Origin of the sequence: Pseudomonas thermotolerans DSM 14292, assembly GCF_000364625.1 — a bacterium.
Taxonomy (GTDB): domain Bacteria; phylum Pseudomonadota; class Gammaproteobacteria; order Pseudomonadales; family Pseudomonadaceae; genus Aquipseudomonas; species Aquipseudomonas thermotolerans.
Map to the genome: position 1 here is coordinate 66,514 of NZ_KB822601.1, position 14,086 is coordinate 80,599.

Sequence of the window (14,086 nt, forward strand, 5' to 3'; positions counted from 1 at the left end):
GCGGAAGCGTGACCTCCGTTACTTGTTGTCCTTGACCTCTTCGAATTCGGCGTCGACCACGTCGTCGGCGCCGCCCTTGGGCTCTTCCGCGCCCTGGGCCGCGGCCCCCGGCTGCGACTGCTCGGCGTACATCTTCTGGGCCAGCGGGGTAGTGGCCTCGGACAGCGCCGCCATCTTGGCCTCGATGGTGGCCTTGTCGTCGCCCTTCACCGCGGCTTCCAGCTCGCCCAGGGCCTTCTCAATGGCCGCCTTCTCGTCGGCGGTCGCCTTGTCGCCGGCCTCGTTGAGCATCTTGCGGGTCGCGTGGACCAGCGCATCGCCCTGGTTTCGAGCCGCGGCCAGCTCCTCGAACTTGCGGTCCTCCTCGGCGTTGGCCTCGGCGTCGCGGATCATCTTCTCGATTTCCTCATCGGACAGACCGGAGTTGGCCTTGATCACAATGGACTGATGCTTGCCGGTGGCCTTGTCCTTGGCGGACACATGCAGGATGCCGTTGGCGTCGATGTCGAAGGTCACCTCGATCTGCGGCACGCCGCGCGGCGCCGGCGGAATGTCGGTGAGGTCGAACTTGCCCAGCGACTTGTTCTGCGCGGCCTGCTTGCGCTCGCCCTGCAGCACGTGGATGGTCACAGCCGACTGGTTGTCCTCGGCAGTGGAGAACACCTGGGACTTCTTGGTCGGGATGGTCGTGTTCTTCTCGATCAGCGGCGTCATCACCCCACCCATGGTCTCGATGCCCAGGGTCAGGGGGGTCACGTCGAGCAGCAGCACGTCCTTGACGTCACCGGCCAGCACGGCGCCCTGAATGGCGGCGCCCATGGCCACGGCTTCGTCCGGGTTGACGTCCTTGCGCGGCTCGCGGCCGAAGAATTCGGCAACCTTCTGCTGCACCAGCGGCATACGGGTCTGGCCACCGACCAGGATCACGTCGTTGATGCTGCCGACGTCCAGGCCGGCGTCCTTGAGGGCCACGCGGCAGGGCTCCAGGGTGCGGGCCACCAGATCCTCGACCAGGGCTTCCAGCTTGGCGCGGGAAATCTTCACGTTGAGGTGCTTCGGACCGGTCTGGTCGGCGGTGATGTACGGCAGGTTGACGTCGGTCTGCTGGCTGGAGGACAGCTCGATCTTGGCCTTCTCGGCGGCCTCCTTCAGACGCTGCATGGCCAGCGGGTCGCCCTTCAGATCGATGCCGGACTCCTTCTTGAACTCGTCGACGAGGTAGTCGATCAGGCGCAGGTCGAAGTCCTCGCCCCCCAGGAAGGTGTCGCCATTGGTGGCCAGCACCTCGAACTGGTGTTCGCCGTCAACTTCGGCGATCTCGATCACCGACACGTCGAAGGTACCGCCACCCAGGTCGTAGACCACCACGGTGCGGTCACCCTTGGCCTTGTCCATGCCGTAGGCCAGCGCCGCGGCGGTCGGCTCGTTGATGATGCGCTTGACGTCCAGACCGGCGATACGGCCGGCGTCCTTGGTGGCCTGGCGCTGGCTGTCGTTGAAATAGGCCGGAACGGTGATCACCGCCTCGGTGACCGGCTCGCCGAGGTAGTCCTCGGCGGTCTTCTTCATTTTCTTCAGCACTTCGGCGGAGATTTGCGGCGGGGCCATCTTCTGGCCCTTGACTTCCACCCAGGCGTCACCGTTGTCGGCCTTGACGATCTTGTAGGGCACCAGCTTGATGTCCTTCTGCACCACGTCCTCGTCGAAGCGGCGGCCGATCAGGCGCTTCACCGCGTAGAGGGTGTTGTGCGGGTTGGTCACCGCCTGGCGTTTGGCGGACTGGCCGACCAGGGTCTCGCCGTCGTTGGTGTAGGCGATGATCGACGGCGTGGTGCGCGCGCCTTCGGCGTTCTCGATCACCTTGACGTTGCCGTTCTCCAGGATGGCGACGCAGGAGTTGGTGGTCCCCAGGTCGATACCGATGATTTTGCCCATGCTTGTCTCCTGAAACTTGGTTTTGACCGGGGCCTCACTCACAGACACCGGCAGCTGAAAATGACTTGGTTACACAGATGGGGTTGCCTTGGCGGTTTTCAAGCCTTCTCGTCGATACTCGGCGGCACCTCGGCGGGCGCCTTGCTGACCACCACCATGGCCGGGCGGATCAGCCGGCCGTTGAGCAGATAGCCCTTCTGGAAGACCTTGAGCACGGTGTTCGGCTCGACGTTGGCACTCTCCTCCATGGCCATCGCCTGGTGACGCTCGGGATCGAAGGGCTCGCCGTGCGGATCGAGCTGCTCCACCTGGTAGCGCTTGAGGGTGTCGAGCATCAGCTTGAGGGTCAGCTCCAGCCCCTCGCGCATCGCCTTGACCTTGTCGTCGTCGGGACTGGACAGCTCGAGGCCGCGCTCCAGGCTGTCGACCACCGCCAGCAAGTCGCCGGTGAACTTCTCCAGGGCGAACTTGTGCGCCTTCTCCACATCCTGCTCGGCTCGGCGCCGCACGTTCTGCATCTCGGCGGCAACACGCAGCGCCTGATCCTGGGCGGCAGCCAGCTGTTCCTCGAGCGCCTGCACACGCGTTGCCAGATCAACTTCGGCGGCCGTTTCCGGCGCCTGGGTCTCTTCGCCAACCGGCGTATCCAGGTTCTGTTCGTCTGCCATCGGGTCCTCCTAAAGGGAATGCAGTGACGGGCGGCGCCCGCGCTTCTGCCGGCCTATATGGGGACCGGCCACAGACTTTCAAGGGTTATTGTCGAGCGGAAGCAAACTACTGTATAAACGAACAGTCATCGACTCCCAGGGAGCGCTCCCCATGCTGGTGCACCTGTCCGTCCGCAACTACGCCATCGTCGAACACCTGGACCTCGAGCTGGAAGGCGGTATGACCGTGATCACCGGCGAGACCGGCGCTGGCAAGTCGATCATGCTCGACGCCCTCGGCCTGGCCCTCGGCGACCGCGCCGACAGCGACGCGGTACGCCCCGGCGCCGACAAGGCGGACATCCTGGCCAGCTTCGACCTCGCCGAGATCCCCGAAGCCCGCGCCTGGCTCGCCGAGCGCGACCTGGACGGCGACGGTCCGTGCATCCTGCGCCGGGTGATCACCGCCGAGGGCCGCTCGCGCGGCTACATCAACGGCACCCCCTGCCCCTTGAGCGACCTCAAGGCCCTCGGCGAGCTGCTGATCGACATCCACAGCCAGCACGAGCACCAGTCGCTGCTCAAGCCGGACACCCACCGCCGCCTGCTCGACGAGTATGCCGGCTGCCATGAGCTGGCTCGCCAGGTGCAGTTGGCCGCCCAGCGCTGGCAACAGACCCGCCAGGAGCTGGAGCGCCTGTCGCGCAGCAGCGACGAGCAGCGCGCCCGCCACCAGTTGCTCAGCTACCAGATAGAGGAGCTGGACAACCTGGCCCTAGGCGAGCACGAGCTGGAGCAGCTGGAGCAGGAACACAAGGCCCTGGCCAACGCCGGCAACCTGATCGCCGCTTGCCAGCAAGTGCTCGATCTGTGCAGCGAGAGCGATGCCGGCAACGTACTGTCAGCGCTAACCAGCAGCCTGAATCGCCTGACCGCCCTCCCCAACAGTGGCGGCGCCCTCGGCGAAGCCATCAACCTGCTGGCCAGCGCACAGATTCAGGTTGAAGAAGCCGTCGGCGAGCTGAACCGCTTCATCGACACCTTCGATGCCGACCCGCTGCGCCTGCAGCAGCTCGAGGAACGCCTGGACGCCATCTACACCCTGGCCCGCAAGCACCGCGTGCAGCCCGCAGAGCTGCACGAGCTGCAGCAGCGCCTGCTCGACGAACTAGAAGGTCTGAACGCCGACGACCAGGCCGTGGAACGCCTCGGCGAGGAATTGGCCGCCTACGCCCGCCACTACCAGGAGAAGGCCCGGGAGCTCAGCGTGCGGCGCGGCGAGGCCGCCGCCAGCCTGGCTGCCGCGGTCGAGCAGGAGATGCAGCGCCTGGGCATGCCCGGCGGGCGCTTCGCCATCGAGCTGCACCCACGCGAGCAGGCCGAGCCCCATGCCGCCGGCCTGGAGCAGGTGGAGTTCCAGGTCAGCGCCAACCCCGGCCAACCCCTCAAGCCGCTGGCCAAGGTGGCCTCCGGTGGCGAACTGTCGCGCATCAGCCTGGCCATCCAGGTGATCACCGCGCAGACCTCGCGGGTCCCGACCCTGGTATTCGACGAAGTGGACGTGGGCATCGGCGGCCCCACCGCCGAGGTGGTCGGCCAGCTGCTGCGGCGCCTCGGCGAGCGCGGCCAGGTGCTCACCGTCACCCACCTGCCGCAGGTCGCCGCCCAAGGCCATCACCACCTGTTCGTGCACAAGGCGCGCGACCAGGGCAGCACCCAGACCGCCGTCGCCAGGCTGGGCAAGGACGGGCGCATCGAGGAAATCGCACGGATGCTCGGCGGCGTCGACCTGACCAAGGAGTCCCTGGCCCACGCGCGCAAGATGGTGAGCAGCGCCAGAAGCTGAGCACCCCACCCTGCAGCCCCGGTCTACCCATACTCAAAGCCCCAGCTGACGGGAGAGCCACCATGCGCCGCCTCAGCCTGCTGCTCGCCACCCTGCCGTTCAGTGCCCCGCCGTGGGTCATGCATTGACCGCAGAACATGGCCCAGATCGATCAGCCGCTGCAGAGCAACCCGCCCAGCGTCCCCATCGTGCTGGCCAAGGTGAAGGAACCCCGCGCCGAGGGCGAGGAGCTGCACAAGGCCGGCAAGCACGGCGAGTCGGCGAGAGCCCTCGGCGAGGGCCTGGGCCCACTCAGGGCCAGCGAATGAGCTGGCGGCTGGCGCCGTTCAGAACGCCAGCAGCCCCAGCAGCGACATGGCCAAGCGGCGCACCTGCTGCAGGTCCACCGGCTTGGCCAGGCAGCCCTGGGCGCCACGCCTGCGCGCCTCGGCGAAGGTCGGCTCGTCCGCCGCCGCGCTGACCACCAGCACCGGCACATCGCTCAGCCGTGGCGTGCGGCGCATGTAGTCGAGCACCTCCAGACCATTGCCGTCCGGCAGGTCGAGGTCGAGCAGAACCAACGCCGGCATCGCCGCCTCCAGCTCGGCGCAGGCGCGCCGTATCGAGCCCGCGCCGCGTACCACGGCGAAGTCGCGCAGACCTTCCTGGAGGATCTTGAGGCAGCTCGCGTGATCCTCGATGCAGAGCACCTCGACCCGGGTCGCGGCGTCCGCCTGCGGGTCATCGGCCTGTACCGCCTCCAGCTCCGGGGGTGTGGCGGCACTCGGCAGGTCGATCCAGAAGCGGCTGCCCTCCCCCGGCACGCTGGAAAGGCCGATCTCGCCATTCATCAGCTCAGCCAGCTCGCGGCAGAGCACCAGCCCGATGCCGGCGCCAGGGATGCTGGAATTCTCCCAGCCGAGGCGCTGGAACGGCTGGAACAGCAGCGCCTGCTGTTCCTCGCTGAGTCCCGGGCCGCTGTCCTCGACCCACAGCCGCACGCAGTTCGGGCGCAGCTCGTAGCCAAGGCTGACCAGGCCCTGCGGGCCGTTGTACTTGATGGCGTTGGACAGCAGGTTGAGCAGAACCTGGCGCAGCCGGCGCACGTCGCCCAACACGTGGAGCGGCGGCTCGACGCGCATCACCTGCAACTGCTGCTGGCGCTGCTGTATCTCCGGCTGGATCAGCTCGGCGCAGCTGTTGAGCAGGGCGCCCACCTCGATCGGCTTGAACTGCAGCTGCTGGCGGCGGCTCTCGATACTCGACAGGTCGAGGATGTCGTCCACCAGGGAGGTCAGGTGGCGGCTGGCGTTGACGATCTCCCGTGCGTAGCCGAGCACCGGCTGGCTGTCGCCCTGCTCCTCGGCCTCCAGGACGATCAACTGACCGAAGCCGTGGATGGCATTCAGAGGCGTGCGCAGCTCGTGGCTCATGCTGGACAGGAAGCGGCTCTTCGCCTGACTGGCCTCCAGGGCCTCCTGGCTGGCGCGGCGCAGATCCTCCTGGACCTCCTTGAGGCGGGTGATGTCCACGTGGGTGCCGGCCACCCGGGTGACGATGCCGTGGGCGTCGCGCTCGAGCACCTGGCCGCGGCTGAGGAGCCAGGCGTAGCGTCCCTCGGCATCGGCGAAGCGGTATTCGGCGTCGAAGATGTCCATGCCGTCCCGGCAGCGCAGGCGCAGGCGGCGGACCCGTTCCAGGTCATCGGGGTGGATGCGCTGGTTGTATTCGCGCAGGGTCAGTTGGTCGTGGGCCAGGCCGAAGCGGCGGATGAAGCGCTCACCCAGACGAATGGTCAAATCTTCGGCATTCACCTCCCAGAGACTTTCCGTGGTGCTTTCCAGCACCATCTCCAGCTTGCGCCGGGTGCGCTTGCGCTCCATCTCGCTCTGCTCCAGCTGGACTCCGGCCTGGCGGACCGCCTCGCCCATGCCGGCCAGCTCCTCGATGGCACTGTCCGGGGCCGGCGGACTGTAGTCGCCCTGACCGAGCCGGCGCAGCATCCCGGCCACGCCCTGCAGCGGCTCGGCCAATTCGTCGCTGAGACGCCGCGAGCGCCGCCACATCCAGGCGAAGAACAGCGCATAGAAGGACACCAGGCCTAGGATCAGCAGGTAGCCGATCTGCCGGTAATGCGTCGCCAGGCGGTTGGTTTCCCGGAAGATGTCCGCCTCGTCCACCACCAGCAGCAGCCGCCAGCCGGTCTGCGGGATCTCGCTCCAGGCCACCAGCTGGCGGCGCCCGCCGAGCAGCACCTCGCGCACATCGCTGGAACTGGCCTCCATGGCCGCCAGCAGCGGCTGCAGGTCGGGATTGCGGGCCAGGTTGAAGTCCTCGGGCCTGAGGGTCTCCTGCTGCACCGCCTCGTGGTAGGTGTACTGGGTCAGCTCGCTGACCCCGAAGTCGCGCTCCCCGGCCTTGGGCAGCGCCATGATGTTGTTGTCGCGGCTGACCAGCATCGCATAACCCTGCCAGGGCACCTGCAGGTTGCCGATCTCGGTGAGCATGCCGTTGATGGTGATGTCCAGGCCGACTACGCCCTCCAGGAAATCCCCGCGATAGACCGGCGCCACACCGGACATCATCCAGCCCAGCCCGGCCGGGTCGAGGTAGACGTCGGTCCAGACCACCTTGCGCTCCGGGTTGTGCCGGGCATCGGCCAGGTAATAGAAGTTGTAGTTGGGGATCAACATATCGTGCGGATAGCGATCCGGGGTCATGAAGAAGGGATAGATGCGGTTGTAGCTATCCCAGCTGTTGAAGTAGACCGCCGCCACCAGGGGGTTGGCGTCGCGGATCGCCCGCATCAGCGGGTCGACGTGCATCAGGCGCAGGGCCTTGGCATGGTCCTGGCGCTCGAGGGGCGTGCTGTTGGCATAGAAGGAGGCCGCCCGGCCCGCATCGCGGGTGGTGTAGAACACCCCGTCGGCAGTCAGCGCATGACGCTGGCGCTCCAGTTCGTCCGGCTGCAGAGTGCTGTCGAGCAGCACCCGGGCGACCTCGTCGCGGAAGATGCGCACCTGAGTCTCGATGGCCTGCAGGCGGCTGTCGATCACCCGCCCCTCGCGACGCACCGCAGCGGCCAGGTCCTGCACCGCGCTCTCCTGCAGATGGTCAAGCTGCGCGTCGCGGACCGCGACGTTGCTCAGCAGGTACACCGCGATCAGCACCGACTCCACCAGGATCAGCGGAATCAGTGCGCTCTGAACGAAGGCTCGCCAGATCCACTGGCGCAGGGGGAGACGGGATGATCGCGGCATGGACGGCCCTGGTGAGACGAACTAGACTCGCATGATAACGACTGTCGCCCCAGAACAGGGCATACGATGGTCGACTATGCGGAACCTTTCCCGTACACTGCTGTCTCAGTAGTAACCCACCAAGGTTTCTGGGGCCGATCAGGATTCGACGCCGGTAACGAAACTTGAGGGGCATGCCGAGTAGGTGACAGTTCTCGTAAATCCGCTGCCACAACTTAATAGTTGCCAACGACGACAACTACGCTCTGGCTGCTTAATGCGCCAGCAGACTCCAGGGGATGCCTGTAAACCCGAAGAGTCTGTCAGATAGAACAGGATCGCCGCCAAGTTCGCTGTAGACGTAACGGCTAAAACTCATACAGCTCGCTCCAAGCACCCTGCCACTCGGGCGGCGCGGAGTTAACGCAGTAGAGATGGCTAAGCATGTAGAACCGATAGCAGAGTCCTGGCGGACGGGGGTTCAAATCCCCCCGGCTCCACCAATAACGAAACCCCAACCGTTCTCGGTTGGGGTTTTTTCTTGCCCGATCGCACCGGTTCCCGCGTGTTCTTGGGGGTTCCTGCGGAAGCCTGCGGACTTCGCCGGTCAGCCCATGGCCCCGTCCAGGGCCACCTTCCTCTCTCTCCCGGCCGTTTTTCTCTCCGGCCTCGCTCCGGGAAACTGGCCCGAAGTCCGCAAATGCCTCAATCGCCACGCATACAAATCAACGAGTTACGCGCGGACGAATCAAGCGGTTGGATCGAAGCATCGCCCGACCAAAGGAAACCACACCGTTCATGCCGACGCCGGGGCGGTTTGAAAGATGTCAGAAACAGCTATATACTTCTGACAAACGGAGACCACCCCATGAGCCACCTCAGCGAAGCCATTCTGTCCGCCGCCCAGGCCCTCCCGGAGGGAGGCTTGATATCACCCAAGGAATTCCTGCATCTGGCGTCCAGGGCGGCGGTGGATCAGGCGCTGGCCCGACTGGCACGCGAGGGGAAGTTGCTGCGCGTCGGACGGGGGGCCTACGCCCTGCCGGTGGCCAGCCGCTTCGGTTCCCGCCCGCCCTCGACCGAGGCGGTCGTCGAAGCCATCGCGTCCACCCACGGTGAAGTCGTCGTGCCCAACGGCGCGGCGGAAGCCAATGCGCTGGGGCTGACCACGCAGGTGCCGACCCGGGAGATCTTTCTGACGTCGGGGCCCACGCGCAAACTGCGCCTGGGCAACCGCACCGTCGAGCTCAAGCACGGCAGCCGCTGGCAGCTTGCGCTCGGCAAACGCGCAGCCGGCAAGGCCATTCGCGCTCTGTCCTGGCTGGGGCCCGAGCAGGCGCCCACCGCCCTGCACATCCTCCACACCAAGCTGCCCGCCGAAGAATGGGCCGCCCTGCAGGCCGCGCGGGCGGCCCTGCCCGGCTGGATGGCGCGCGCGGTCAGCGAGGCGAATGCACGTGGCTGATTCCTGGTTCGCGCTCAGCCAGGCCGATCGGGTCGAGGCTCTGGAATACGCGGCGGCCCAGAGCGGCCGCCCGGCACACCTGCTGGAAAAGGACATCTGGGTGGTGTGGACGCTCGCGGCGATCTATGGATCTCCGATCGCCGATGTGTTGACGTTCAAGGGTGGGACCTCGCTTTCCAAGGTCTACAAGGTCATCGACCGCTTCTCGGAAGACATCGATCTGACTTACGACATCCGCGCCCTGGTGCCGGATCTGCTGCGCGAAGGCAATCCGATTCCGGCGTCTGCGAGTCAGGAAAAGAAGATCACCCGCGCAGTGCGTGCACTGCTTCCCGAGTGGATCGAGCAGACTGTGCGCCCCGTCATCGATGACGCCTTGGCCGCGAGCGGCTTGCAGGCCGACTTGAGTCTCGCCGGCCAGGACCGCGACAAACTGATCATCGCCTACCCTGCCGTCAAGAGCGGCACGGGCTATGTCTCCGCGACGGTTCAACTGGAGTTCGGGGCGCGCGCCACCGGTGAGCCGCACCACTTTCATGAAGTCGCCTGCGACATCGCGCCGTGGATCGAGGACGTGACCTTCCCGACGGCACGGCCCTTGGTCATGGCCGCCGAACGCACGTTCTGGGAGAAGGCCACGGCCGCGCACGTCTATTGCCGCCAGGAACGCCTGCGCGGCGAACGCTATTCACGTCATTGGTACGATTTGGCGGCGTTGGCGCGAACCGAGCATTTCGACAAAGCGGCCGCCGATCGGCAACTGGCGCATCAGGTGGCCGAGCACAAGTCGATGTTCTTTGCCGAGAAGGATGCCAACGGCGGCAAGATCGACTACGTCGAGGCTGTGAGCGGCTCGCTCAAGCTGGTACCGGAAGGCGCATCACGCACGGCGTTGGCGCAGGATTTTGCGGCGATGCGCGAGGACGGCCTGCTGCTGTCGGATCAGCCGGCGTTCGATGCGATTCTGGAAACCTGCGCCGCCATCCAGGACAAGGTCAATCGGCTGGCTTGAGGTCGGCCGTTTCAAAGCCCAATCCGCGCGCGCTGCTCATCCCACGACGCCGGAGGGTCCACCGCCAAGTCGAACAGGGTGACATGGTTCGGCAGCGTATCATCCAGGATCGCGGCCACGATGTCCGGCGCCAGCGTGGTCAGGTTGACCATCCGACTCACGTAGCTGTTGTCGATCCCCTCCCGCGCGGCGATCTCCTTCAGTGACTTCGCTTCCCCCGACTCCAGCATGGCCAGCCAGCGGTGCCCCCTGGCCAGCGCCAACTGGAGCGGCGTCGGTGTCATATCCCACGGCCTTACGGGAGCGGTTTCGCCGTTCGGCAGCGTGACCAGCTTGCGCCCGCTGCGCCGCTTGATCTGGATCGGCACCGACAGGGTCAGCCTACCGTCGCTGGTCTGGAGAATGTCCGGCTCGCCGGTCTTCTGGATGCGGATGTCACTCATGCCAGCGCCTCCTCCGTCTGCTCGACGGGCTCGGGACGCAGTTCCAGCACCAGACGCTCGATGCCGTTGGCGCGCAGTCGCATCTCGAGGTCATTGGGCGACACGATCACCTTCTCCACCAGCAGCTTGACGATCCGTGTCTGCTCCTCTGGGAACAGTTGATCCCAAATCGCGTCGAGTCGGGTCATGGCCACGGTGATCTTGGCCTCGTCCAGCATTGGGTCGAGCTTGATTGCTTGCGGCAGCATGTCGCCGAGCAGATTCGGCGCACGCAGGATGGCGCGCAGTTGGTCGAATACCGCCGATTCGAGTTCTGCGGCAGGCAGTCGCGGCAGGCCTGAGGCGCCCGCATGTTCCTTGGCATCACGCTGTGGCACGTAGTAGCGGTAGCGCCGGCCGTTCTTCTTGGTGGTGTGCCACGGCGACAGTGCCCGGCCGTCGTTGCCGAACACGATGCCCTTGAGCAGATAGGGAACCTTGGCCCGCGTCGTGTTGCCTCGCACCCGGCCATTCGTCTCCAGGATCGCGTGGACGCTGTCCCACAGTTCGCGGCTGATGATGGGCGGATGCTCGGCCTGGTACCACTGGTCCTTGTGCCGCAACTCGCCAAGGTAGGTCCGGTTGCTCAGGAGCTTGTAGATGTGGCCCTTGTCGATCGGCCTGCCATCGCGAGTTTTGCCGTCTTGCGCGGTCCACGCCTTCGACGTCACGCCATCCAGTTTCAGCTCCTTGATCAGTGCGGTACTGGAGCCGAGTTCGACGAAGCGTTGGAAGATGTGCCGGATCAGCTTGGCCTCGCGCTCGTTGGGCACCAGTCGGCGGTTCTCGACGTCGTAACCCAGCGGCGGCACGCCACCCATCCACATGCCCTTGCGCTTGCTGGCCGCGATCTTGTCGCGGATGCGCTCGCCAGTGCCCCCGCGCTCGAACTGGGCGAAAGACAGCAGGATGTTCAGCATCAACCTGCCCATGGAGGTCGTCGTATTGAACTGCTGGGTGACCGACACAAACGACACGCCGTAGCGCTCGAACACCTCGAGCATCTTGGAGAAGTCCGCTAGGTTCTGTACGAAAAGTTCTGCCGTAGGCACCGCAGCGTGCAAGCCAGCGTGACCATTGCGGCAAAACTTCTTGCCAACTTGTCGTAGCGAGTGCCGATCCTGCGGCTCTCCTTCAGCCAGCCGAACATCCGCTCGATATCGAATTGGCGCCGCAAGCTGCTCCGCCCCCAAGGCGGGCGTTGCCGCCAAGCCTGTCCGCCGATCCATGAGCGGCGGATTCGCCTGGTGCGTGAGCGCGATTTGACCAGCACGTCCTGCGACAACTGCCGGTGCATCACGTCGACTGCCTGAGTTGCGAGCGGGCAACCGAGCGGATTGACTGGCTGGTGGTCATGGCTACTGCTGCGCAATCGCGAAAACCCGAAGGACGGGCAAGCCGTGCGATTGCAGAAACTGCTCGCGGCCAACCAGCCGCTGGCCATGGTCTATCCGCTCAAGGATGCCCTGAAGGAAGTCTGGTACGCCCCAGCGGGAAGGCTGGCAGCGCTGGCGATGCTGGCCGCGGCATGCCTGGGACAGAGGTCTCGCGCCGCTGCAGCGTTCGCCCGCAACCTGCGTGAATCGGCCTGGAGCATTCTCGCCAGTGCTTGCTTCGCTGGGAAAGCGCGATAAAACAAAAGGGCGCTCCAAGGAGACGCCCTTCGCTGTAGTCGTCCAGTCCCGGCAATCGTGTCGCCGTTTTCCTCGCCCGCCTGGTTGGGCGGTGCGGACCCGGGGGCCTGAGCGGTCCTGTGGGACCGTCGGCGCCGGTCTGCCTGATTGGGCGGGCCGGGTGGACGGGGTGGCCGGGTCGTGAAACTGGAGAAAAGCTTATCCTCGAACGCGGGGCAGAGGATTGCGAAGATTGCGCTTATTATCGCCATTTTCGCAATCTTTCACTAGAATCACTTCAAATCACACAATCCAAATCAAAAAGCGCTCAAACCATGGAAAAGCTCGACCGCTACGACCTGAAAATCCTCACCGAACTGCAGCGCGATGCGCGCATCTCCAACCAGGAACTGGCCGAGCGCATCGGCCTATCGCCCTCGCCCTGCTCGCGGCGGGTCAAGCAGCTGGAGGACGACGGCTACATCCTCCGCCAGGTGGCGCTGCTCGATCGCAAGAAGCTCGGCCTGTCGCTCACCGCCTTCGTGCTGATCGGCATGGACCGCCACACCCCGGAACGCTTCGCGCATTTCCAGGAGGAGATCCGCCAATGTCCGGAGGTGCTGGAGTGCAGCCTGGTGACCGGGATGGATGCCGACTACCAGCTGAAGGTGGTGGTGCCGGACATGGATCACTACCAGCGGCTGCTGCTCGGCACCCTCACTCGCATCGAAGGGGTGTCCAGCGTGCGTTCCAGCTTCGTGCTCGACCAGGTGATCTCCACCACCGAGCTACCGCTGCAACATCTGCGCAGCTGAGGGGCCCGGGCGTATAATGCCCGACTTTGTTGCTCGTTCAGCCGAGAGGTCGCCATGGAAACCGAACAGTTCGAAGCCCTGATGATGTACGTCCTGGTCGGGGGCCTGATCTGTTTCATGATCTTCATCATCTGGGACCTGGCGAAGAAGTCCAAGGCCGGCCGCCTGGGCACCGCGATCCTGTTCCTCGGCCTCGGCCTGTGCCTGTTCGCCTTCATGGCCAAGCCGGTGATCGGCTACCTGATCGAAGTTTTCCGCGGCATCCCGCACTGAGCCGCGCCCCCTTCACTCCAACCGCGCTGGCACCTCGCGCCACTGCCCCGGGGCCAGGCCGTCCAGGCTCCAGGGACCGATGCGCACCCGCACCAGGCGCAGGGTGGGCAGGCCCACCGCCGCGGTCATCCGCCGCACCTGACGGTTGCGCCCCTCACGGATGCAGAGCTCCAGCCAAGCGGTAGGCACGCTCTTGCGAAAGCGCACCGGCGGATGGCGCTCCCACAGTTCCGGCTCGGGAATCTGCCGCACCTCGGCCGGCAGGGTCAGGCCGTCGTTCAGCTCCACCCCGTCGCGCAGGCGCTGCAGCTGCGCCTCGCTCGGCACGCCCTCCACCTGTACCCAATAGGTCTTGGCCAGCTTGTGCTTCGGATCGGCGATGCGCGCCTGCAGGCGACCGTCGTTGGTCAAGAGCAGCAGGCCCTCGCTGTCGCGGTCCAGACGCCCGGCTGGGTAGACACCGGGGACCGGAACGAAGTCCTTGAGGGTGGCGCGGCCCTGGTCGTCGCGGAACTGGGTGAGCACGTCGAACGGCTTGTTGAGGAGGATCAGCCGCGGTCTGGCCGGCGGCGCCTTGGCCACGCGGCGCGGTGCCGGACGGGCGGGACGGGGGCGTGAACGCGGCATGGAGGATCCAGGCAGGGAAAACCGGCAGGCATGCTAAGGCGCCGGCCGGGCCACGGGCAAGCGCTGCGGCCCGGTGGGTTATCCCAAGGCCTTGCCCTACCCGGAAGCCGCCATGCCTATTCGCATCGACACCCCTTCCACCAGCGAACGCCC

13 protein-coding genes, 1 other RNA gene and 1 pseudogene are annotated in these 14,086 nt (G+C 65.8%); 8 read left to right on the forward strand and 7 right to left on the reverse strand.

Annotated features, from left to right (window positions below):
• Positions 1–18 precede the first annotated feature (18 nt).
• Positions 19–1,935: a molecular chaperone DnaK gene (dnaK, locus tag H165_RS0103245; RefSeq protein ID WP_017937472.1), complete on the reverse strand. Its 1,917-nt coding sequence runs from the start codon at positions 1,933–1,935 to the stop codon at positions 19–21.
• 98 nt (positions 1,936–2,033) lie between these two features.
• Positions 2,034–2,603 (reverse strand): nucleotide exchange factor GrpE, encoded by a 570-nt coding sequence (gene grpE, locus H165_RS0103250; protein ID WP_017937473.1) that lies wholly within the window; start codon positions 2,601–2,603, stop codon positions 2,034–2,036.
• A 151-nt stretch (positions 2,604–2,754) separates the two neighbouring features.
• On the opposite strand from grpE, the gene recN reads away from it, so the two are divergent.
• Both recN and H165_RS18330 read left to right on the forward strand, forming a co-directional pair.
• Positions 2,755–4,428: a DNA repair protein RecN gene (gene recN / locus H165_RS0103255; RefSeq protein ID WP_017937474.1), complete on the forward strand. Its 1,674-nt coding sequence runs from the start codon at positions 2,755–2,757 to the stop codon at positions 4,426–4,428.
• 137 nt (positions 4,429–4,565) lie between these two features.
• A complete protein-coding gene (locus H165_RS18330) occupies positions 4,566–4,736 on the forward strand; it encodes a hypothetical protein (protein WP_017937475.1) in 171 nt (56 codons plus the stop codon).
• An 18-nt stretch (positions 4,737–4,754) separates the two neighbouring features.
• Here H165_RS18330 and H165_RS0103265 read toward each other — a convergent pair whose 3' ends face one another.
• Positions 4,755–7,667, reverse strand: coding sequence for an ATP-binding protein (locus tag H165_RS0103265; protein ID WP_017937476.1), 2,913 nt, complete (start codon positions 7,665–7,667; stop codon positions 4,755–4,757).
• A gap of 130 nt (positions 7,668–7,797) precedes the next feature.
• On the opposite strand from H165_RS0103265, the gene ssrA reads away from it, so the two are divergent.
• The 3 genes from ssrA to H165_RS0103275 all read left to right on the forward strand — a co-directional run bounded on the left by ssrA (position 7,798) and on the right by H165_RS0103275 (position 10,123).
• Positions 7,798–8,149, forward strand: a transfer-messenger RNA (tmRNA) gene (gene ssrA, locus H165_RS19045).
• Between the two features lie 365 nt (positions 8,150–8,514).
• Positions 8,515–9,111, forward strand: a complete 597-nt coding sequence (locus tag H165_RS0103270; protein WP_017937477.1) for a DUF6088 family protein — start codon at positions 8,515–8,517, stop codon at positions 9,109–9,111.
• Complete coding sequence (locus H165_RS0103275; RefSeq protein ID WP_017937478.1) at positions 9,098–10,123, forward strand: nucleotidyl transferase AbiEii/AbiGii toxin family protein; 1,026 nt, start codon at positions 9,098–9,100, stop codon at positions 10,121–10,123. The genes H165_RS0103270 and H165_RS0103275 overlap by 14 nt, the downstream gene beginning before the upstream one ends.
• 11 nt (positions 10,124–10,134) lie before the next feature.
• Here H165_RS0103275 and H165_RS0103280 read toward each other — a convergent pair whose 3' ends face one another.
• The 3 genes and pseudogenes from H165_RS0103280 to H165_RS19050 all read right to left on the reverse strand — a co-directional run.
• A complete protein-coding gene (locus H165_RS0103280) occupies positions 10,135–10,566 on the reverse strand; it encodes a hypothetical protein (RefSeq protein WP_017937479.1) in 432 nt (143 codons plus the stop codon).
• A complete protein-coding gene (locus H165_RS18335; RefSeq protein ID WP_017937480.1) occupies positions 10,563–11,609 on the reverse strand; it encodes a recombinase family protein in 1,047 nt (348 codons plus the stop codon). The genes H165_RS0103280 and H165_RS18335 overlap by 4 nt, the downstream gene beginning before the upstream one ends.
• A gap of 14 nt (positions 11,610–11,623) precedes the next feature.
• Positions 11,624–11,779: pseudogene (locus H165_RS19050) on the reverse strand (transposase); the annotation flags it as partial.
• 163 nt (positions 11,780–11,942) lie between these two features.
• On the opposite strand from H165_RS19050, the gene H165_RS18340 reads away from it, so the two are divergent.
• The 3 genes from H165_RS18340 to H165_RS0103295 all read left to right on the forward strand — a co-directional run bounded on the left by H165_RS18340 (position 11,943) and on the right by H165_RS0103295 (position 13,306).
• On the forward strand, positions 11,943–12,239 hold the full coding sequence (locus tag H165_RS18340) for a transposase (RefSeq protein ID WP_081609320.1): 297 nt from the start codon (positions 11,943–11,945) through the stop codon (positions 12,237–12,239).
• A 314-nt stretch (positions 12,240–12,553) separates the two neighbouring features.
• On the forward strand, positions 12,554–13,033 hold the full coding sequence (locus H165_RS0103290; RefSeq protein WP_017937482.1) for an Lrp/AsnC family transcriptional regulator: 480 nt from the start codon (positions 12,554–12,556) through the stop codon (positions 13,031–13,033).
• Between the two features lie 54 nt (positions 13,034–13,087).
• Positions 13,088–13,306 (forward strand): DUF2788 domain-containing protein, encoded by a 219-nt coding sequence (locus H165_RS0103295; RefSeq protein ID WP_017937483.1) that lies wholly within the window; start codon positions 13,088–13,090, stop codon positions 13,304–13,306.
• A gap of 12 nt (positions 13,307–13,318) precedes the next feature.
• Here H165_RS0103295 and H165_RS0103300 read toward each other — a convergent pair whose 3' ends face one another.
• The gene (locus tag H165_RS0103300) at positions 13,319–13,933 is read right to left on the reverse strand and encodes a pseudouridine synthase (RefSeq protein WP_017937484.1); all 615 of its coding nucleotides are present in this window, start codon (positions 13,931–13,933) and stop codon (positions 13,319–13,321) included.
• Positions 13,934–14,086: the final 153 nt, after the last annotated feature.

What these genes read in the sequence shown, in the direction of transcription:
- H165_RS0103275 (WP_017937478.1), top strand. Translation starts at nt 9,098, where the DNA reads ATGCACGTGGCTGATTCCTGGTTCGCGCTCAGCCAGGCCGATCGGGTC.
- H165_RS0103265 (WP_017937476.1), bottom strand. Translation starts at nt 7,667, where the DNA reads ATGCCGCGATCATCCCGTCTCCCCCTGCGCCAGTGGATCTGGCGAGCC.
- H165_RS18335 (WP_017937480.1), bottom strand. Translation starts at nt 11,609, where the DNA reads ATGCTCGAGGTGTTCGAGCGCTACGGCGTGTCGTTTGTGTCGGTCACC.
- H165_RS0103280 (WP_017937479.1), bottom strand. Translation starts at nt 10,566, where the DNA reads ATGAGTGACATCCGCATCCAGAAGACCGGCGAGCCGGACATTCTCCAG.
- H165_RS0103295 (WP_017937483.1), top strand. Translation starts at nt 13,088, where the DNA reads ATGGAAACCGAACAGTTCGAAGCCCTGATGATGTACGTCCTGGTCGGG.
- dnaK (WP_017937472.1), bottom strand. Translation starts at nt 1,935, where the DNA reads ATGGGCAAAATCATCGGTATCGACCTGGGGACCACCAACTCCTGCGTC.
- grpE (WP_017937473.1), bottom strand. Translation starts at nt 2,603, where the DNA reads ATGGCAGACGAACAGAACCTGGATACGCCGGTTGGCGAAGAGACCCAG.
- H165_RS18330 (WP_017937475.1), top strand. Translation starts at nt 4,566, where the DNA reads ATGGCCCAGATCGATCAGCCGCTGCAGAGCAACCCGCCCAGCGTCCCC.
- H165_RS0103290 (WP_017937482.1), top strand. Translation starts at nt 12,554, where the DNA reads ATGGAAAAGCTCGACCGCTACGACCTGAAAATCCTCACCGAACTGCAG.
- H165_RS0103270 (WP_017937477.1), top strand. Translation starts at nt 8,515, where the DNA reads ATGAGCCACCTCAGCGAAGCCATTCTGTCCGCCGCCCAGGCCCTCCCG.
- recN (WP_017937474.1), top strand. Translation starts at nt 2,755, where the DNA reads ATGCTGGTGCACCTGTCCGTCCGCAACTACGCCATCGTCGAACACCTG.
- H165_RS0103300 (WP_017937484.1), bottom strand. Translation starts at nt 13,933, where the DNA reads ATGCCGCGTTCACGCCCCCGTCCCGCCCGTCCGGCACCGCGCCGCGTG.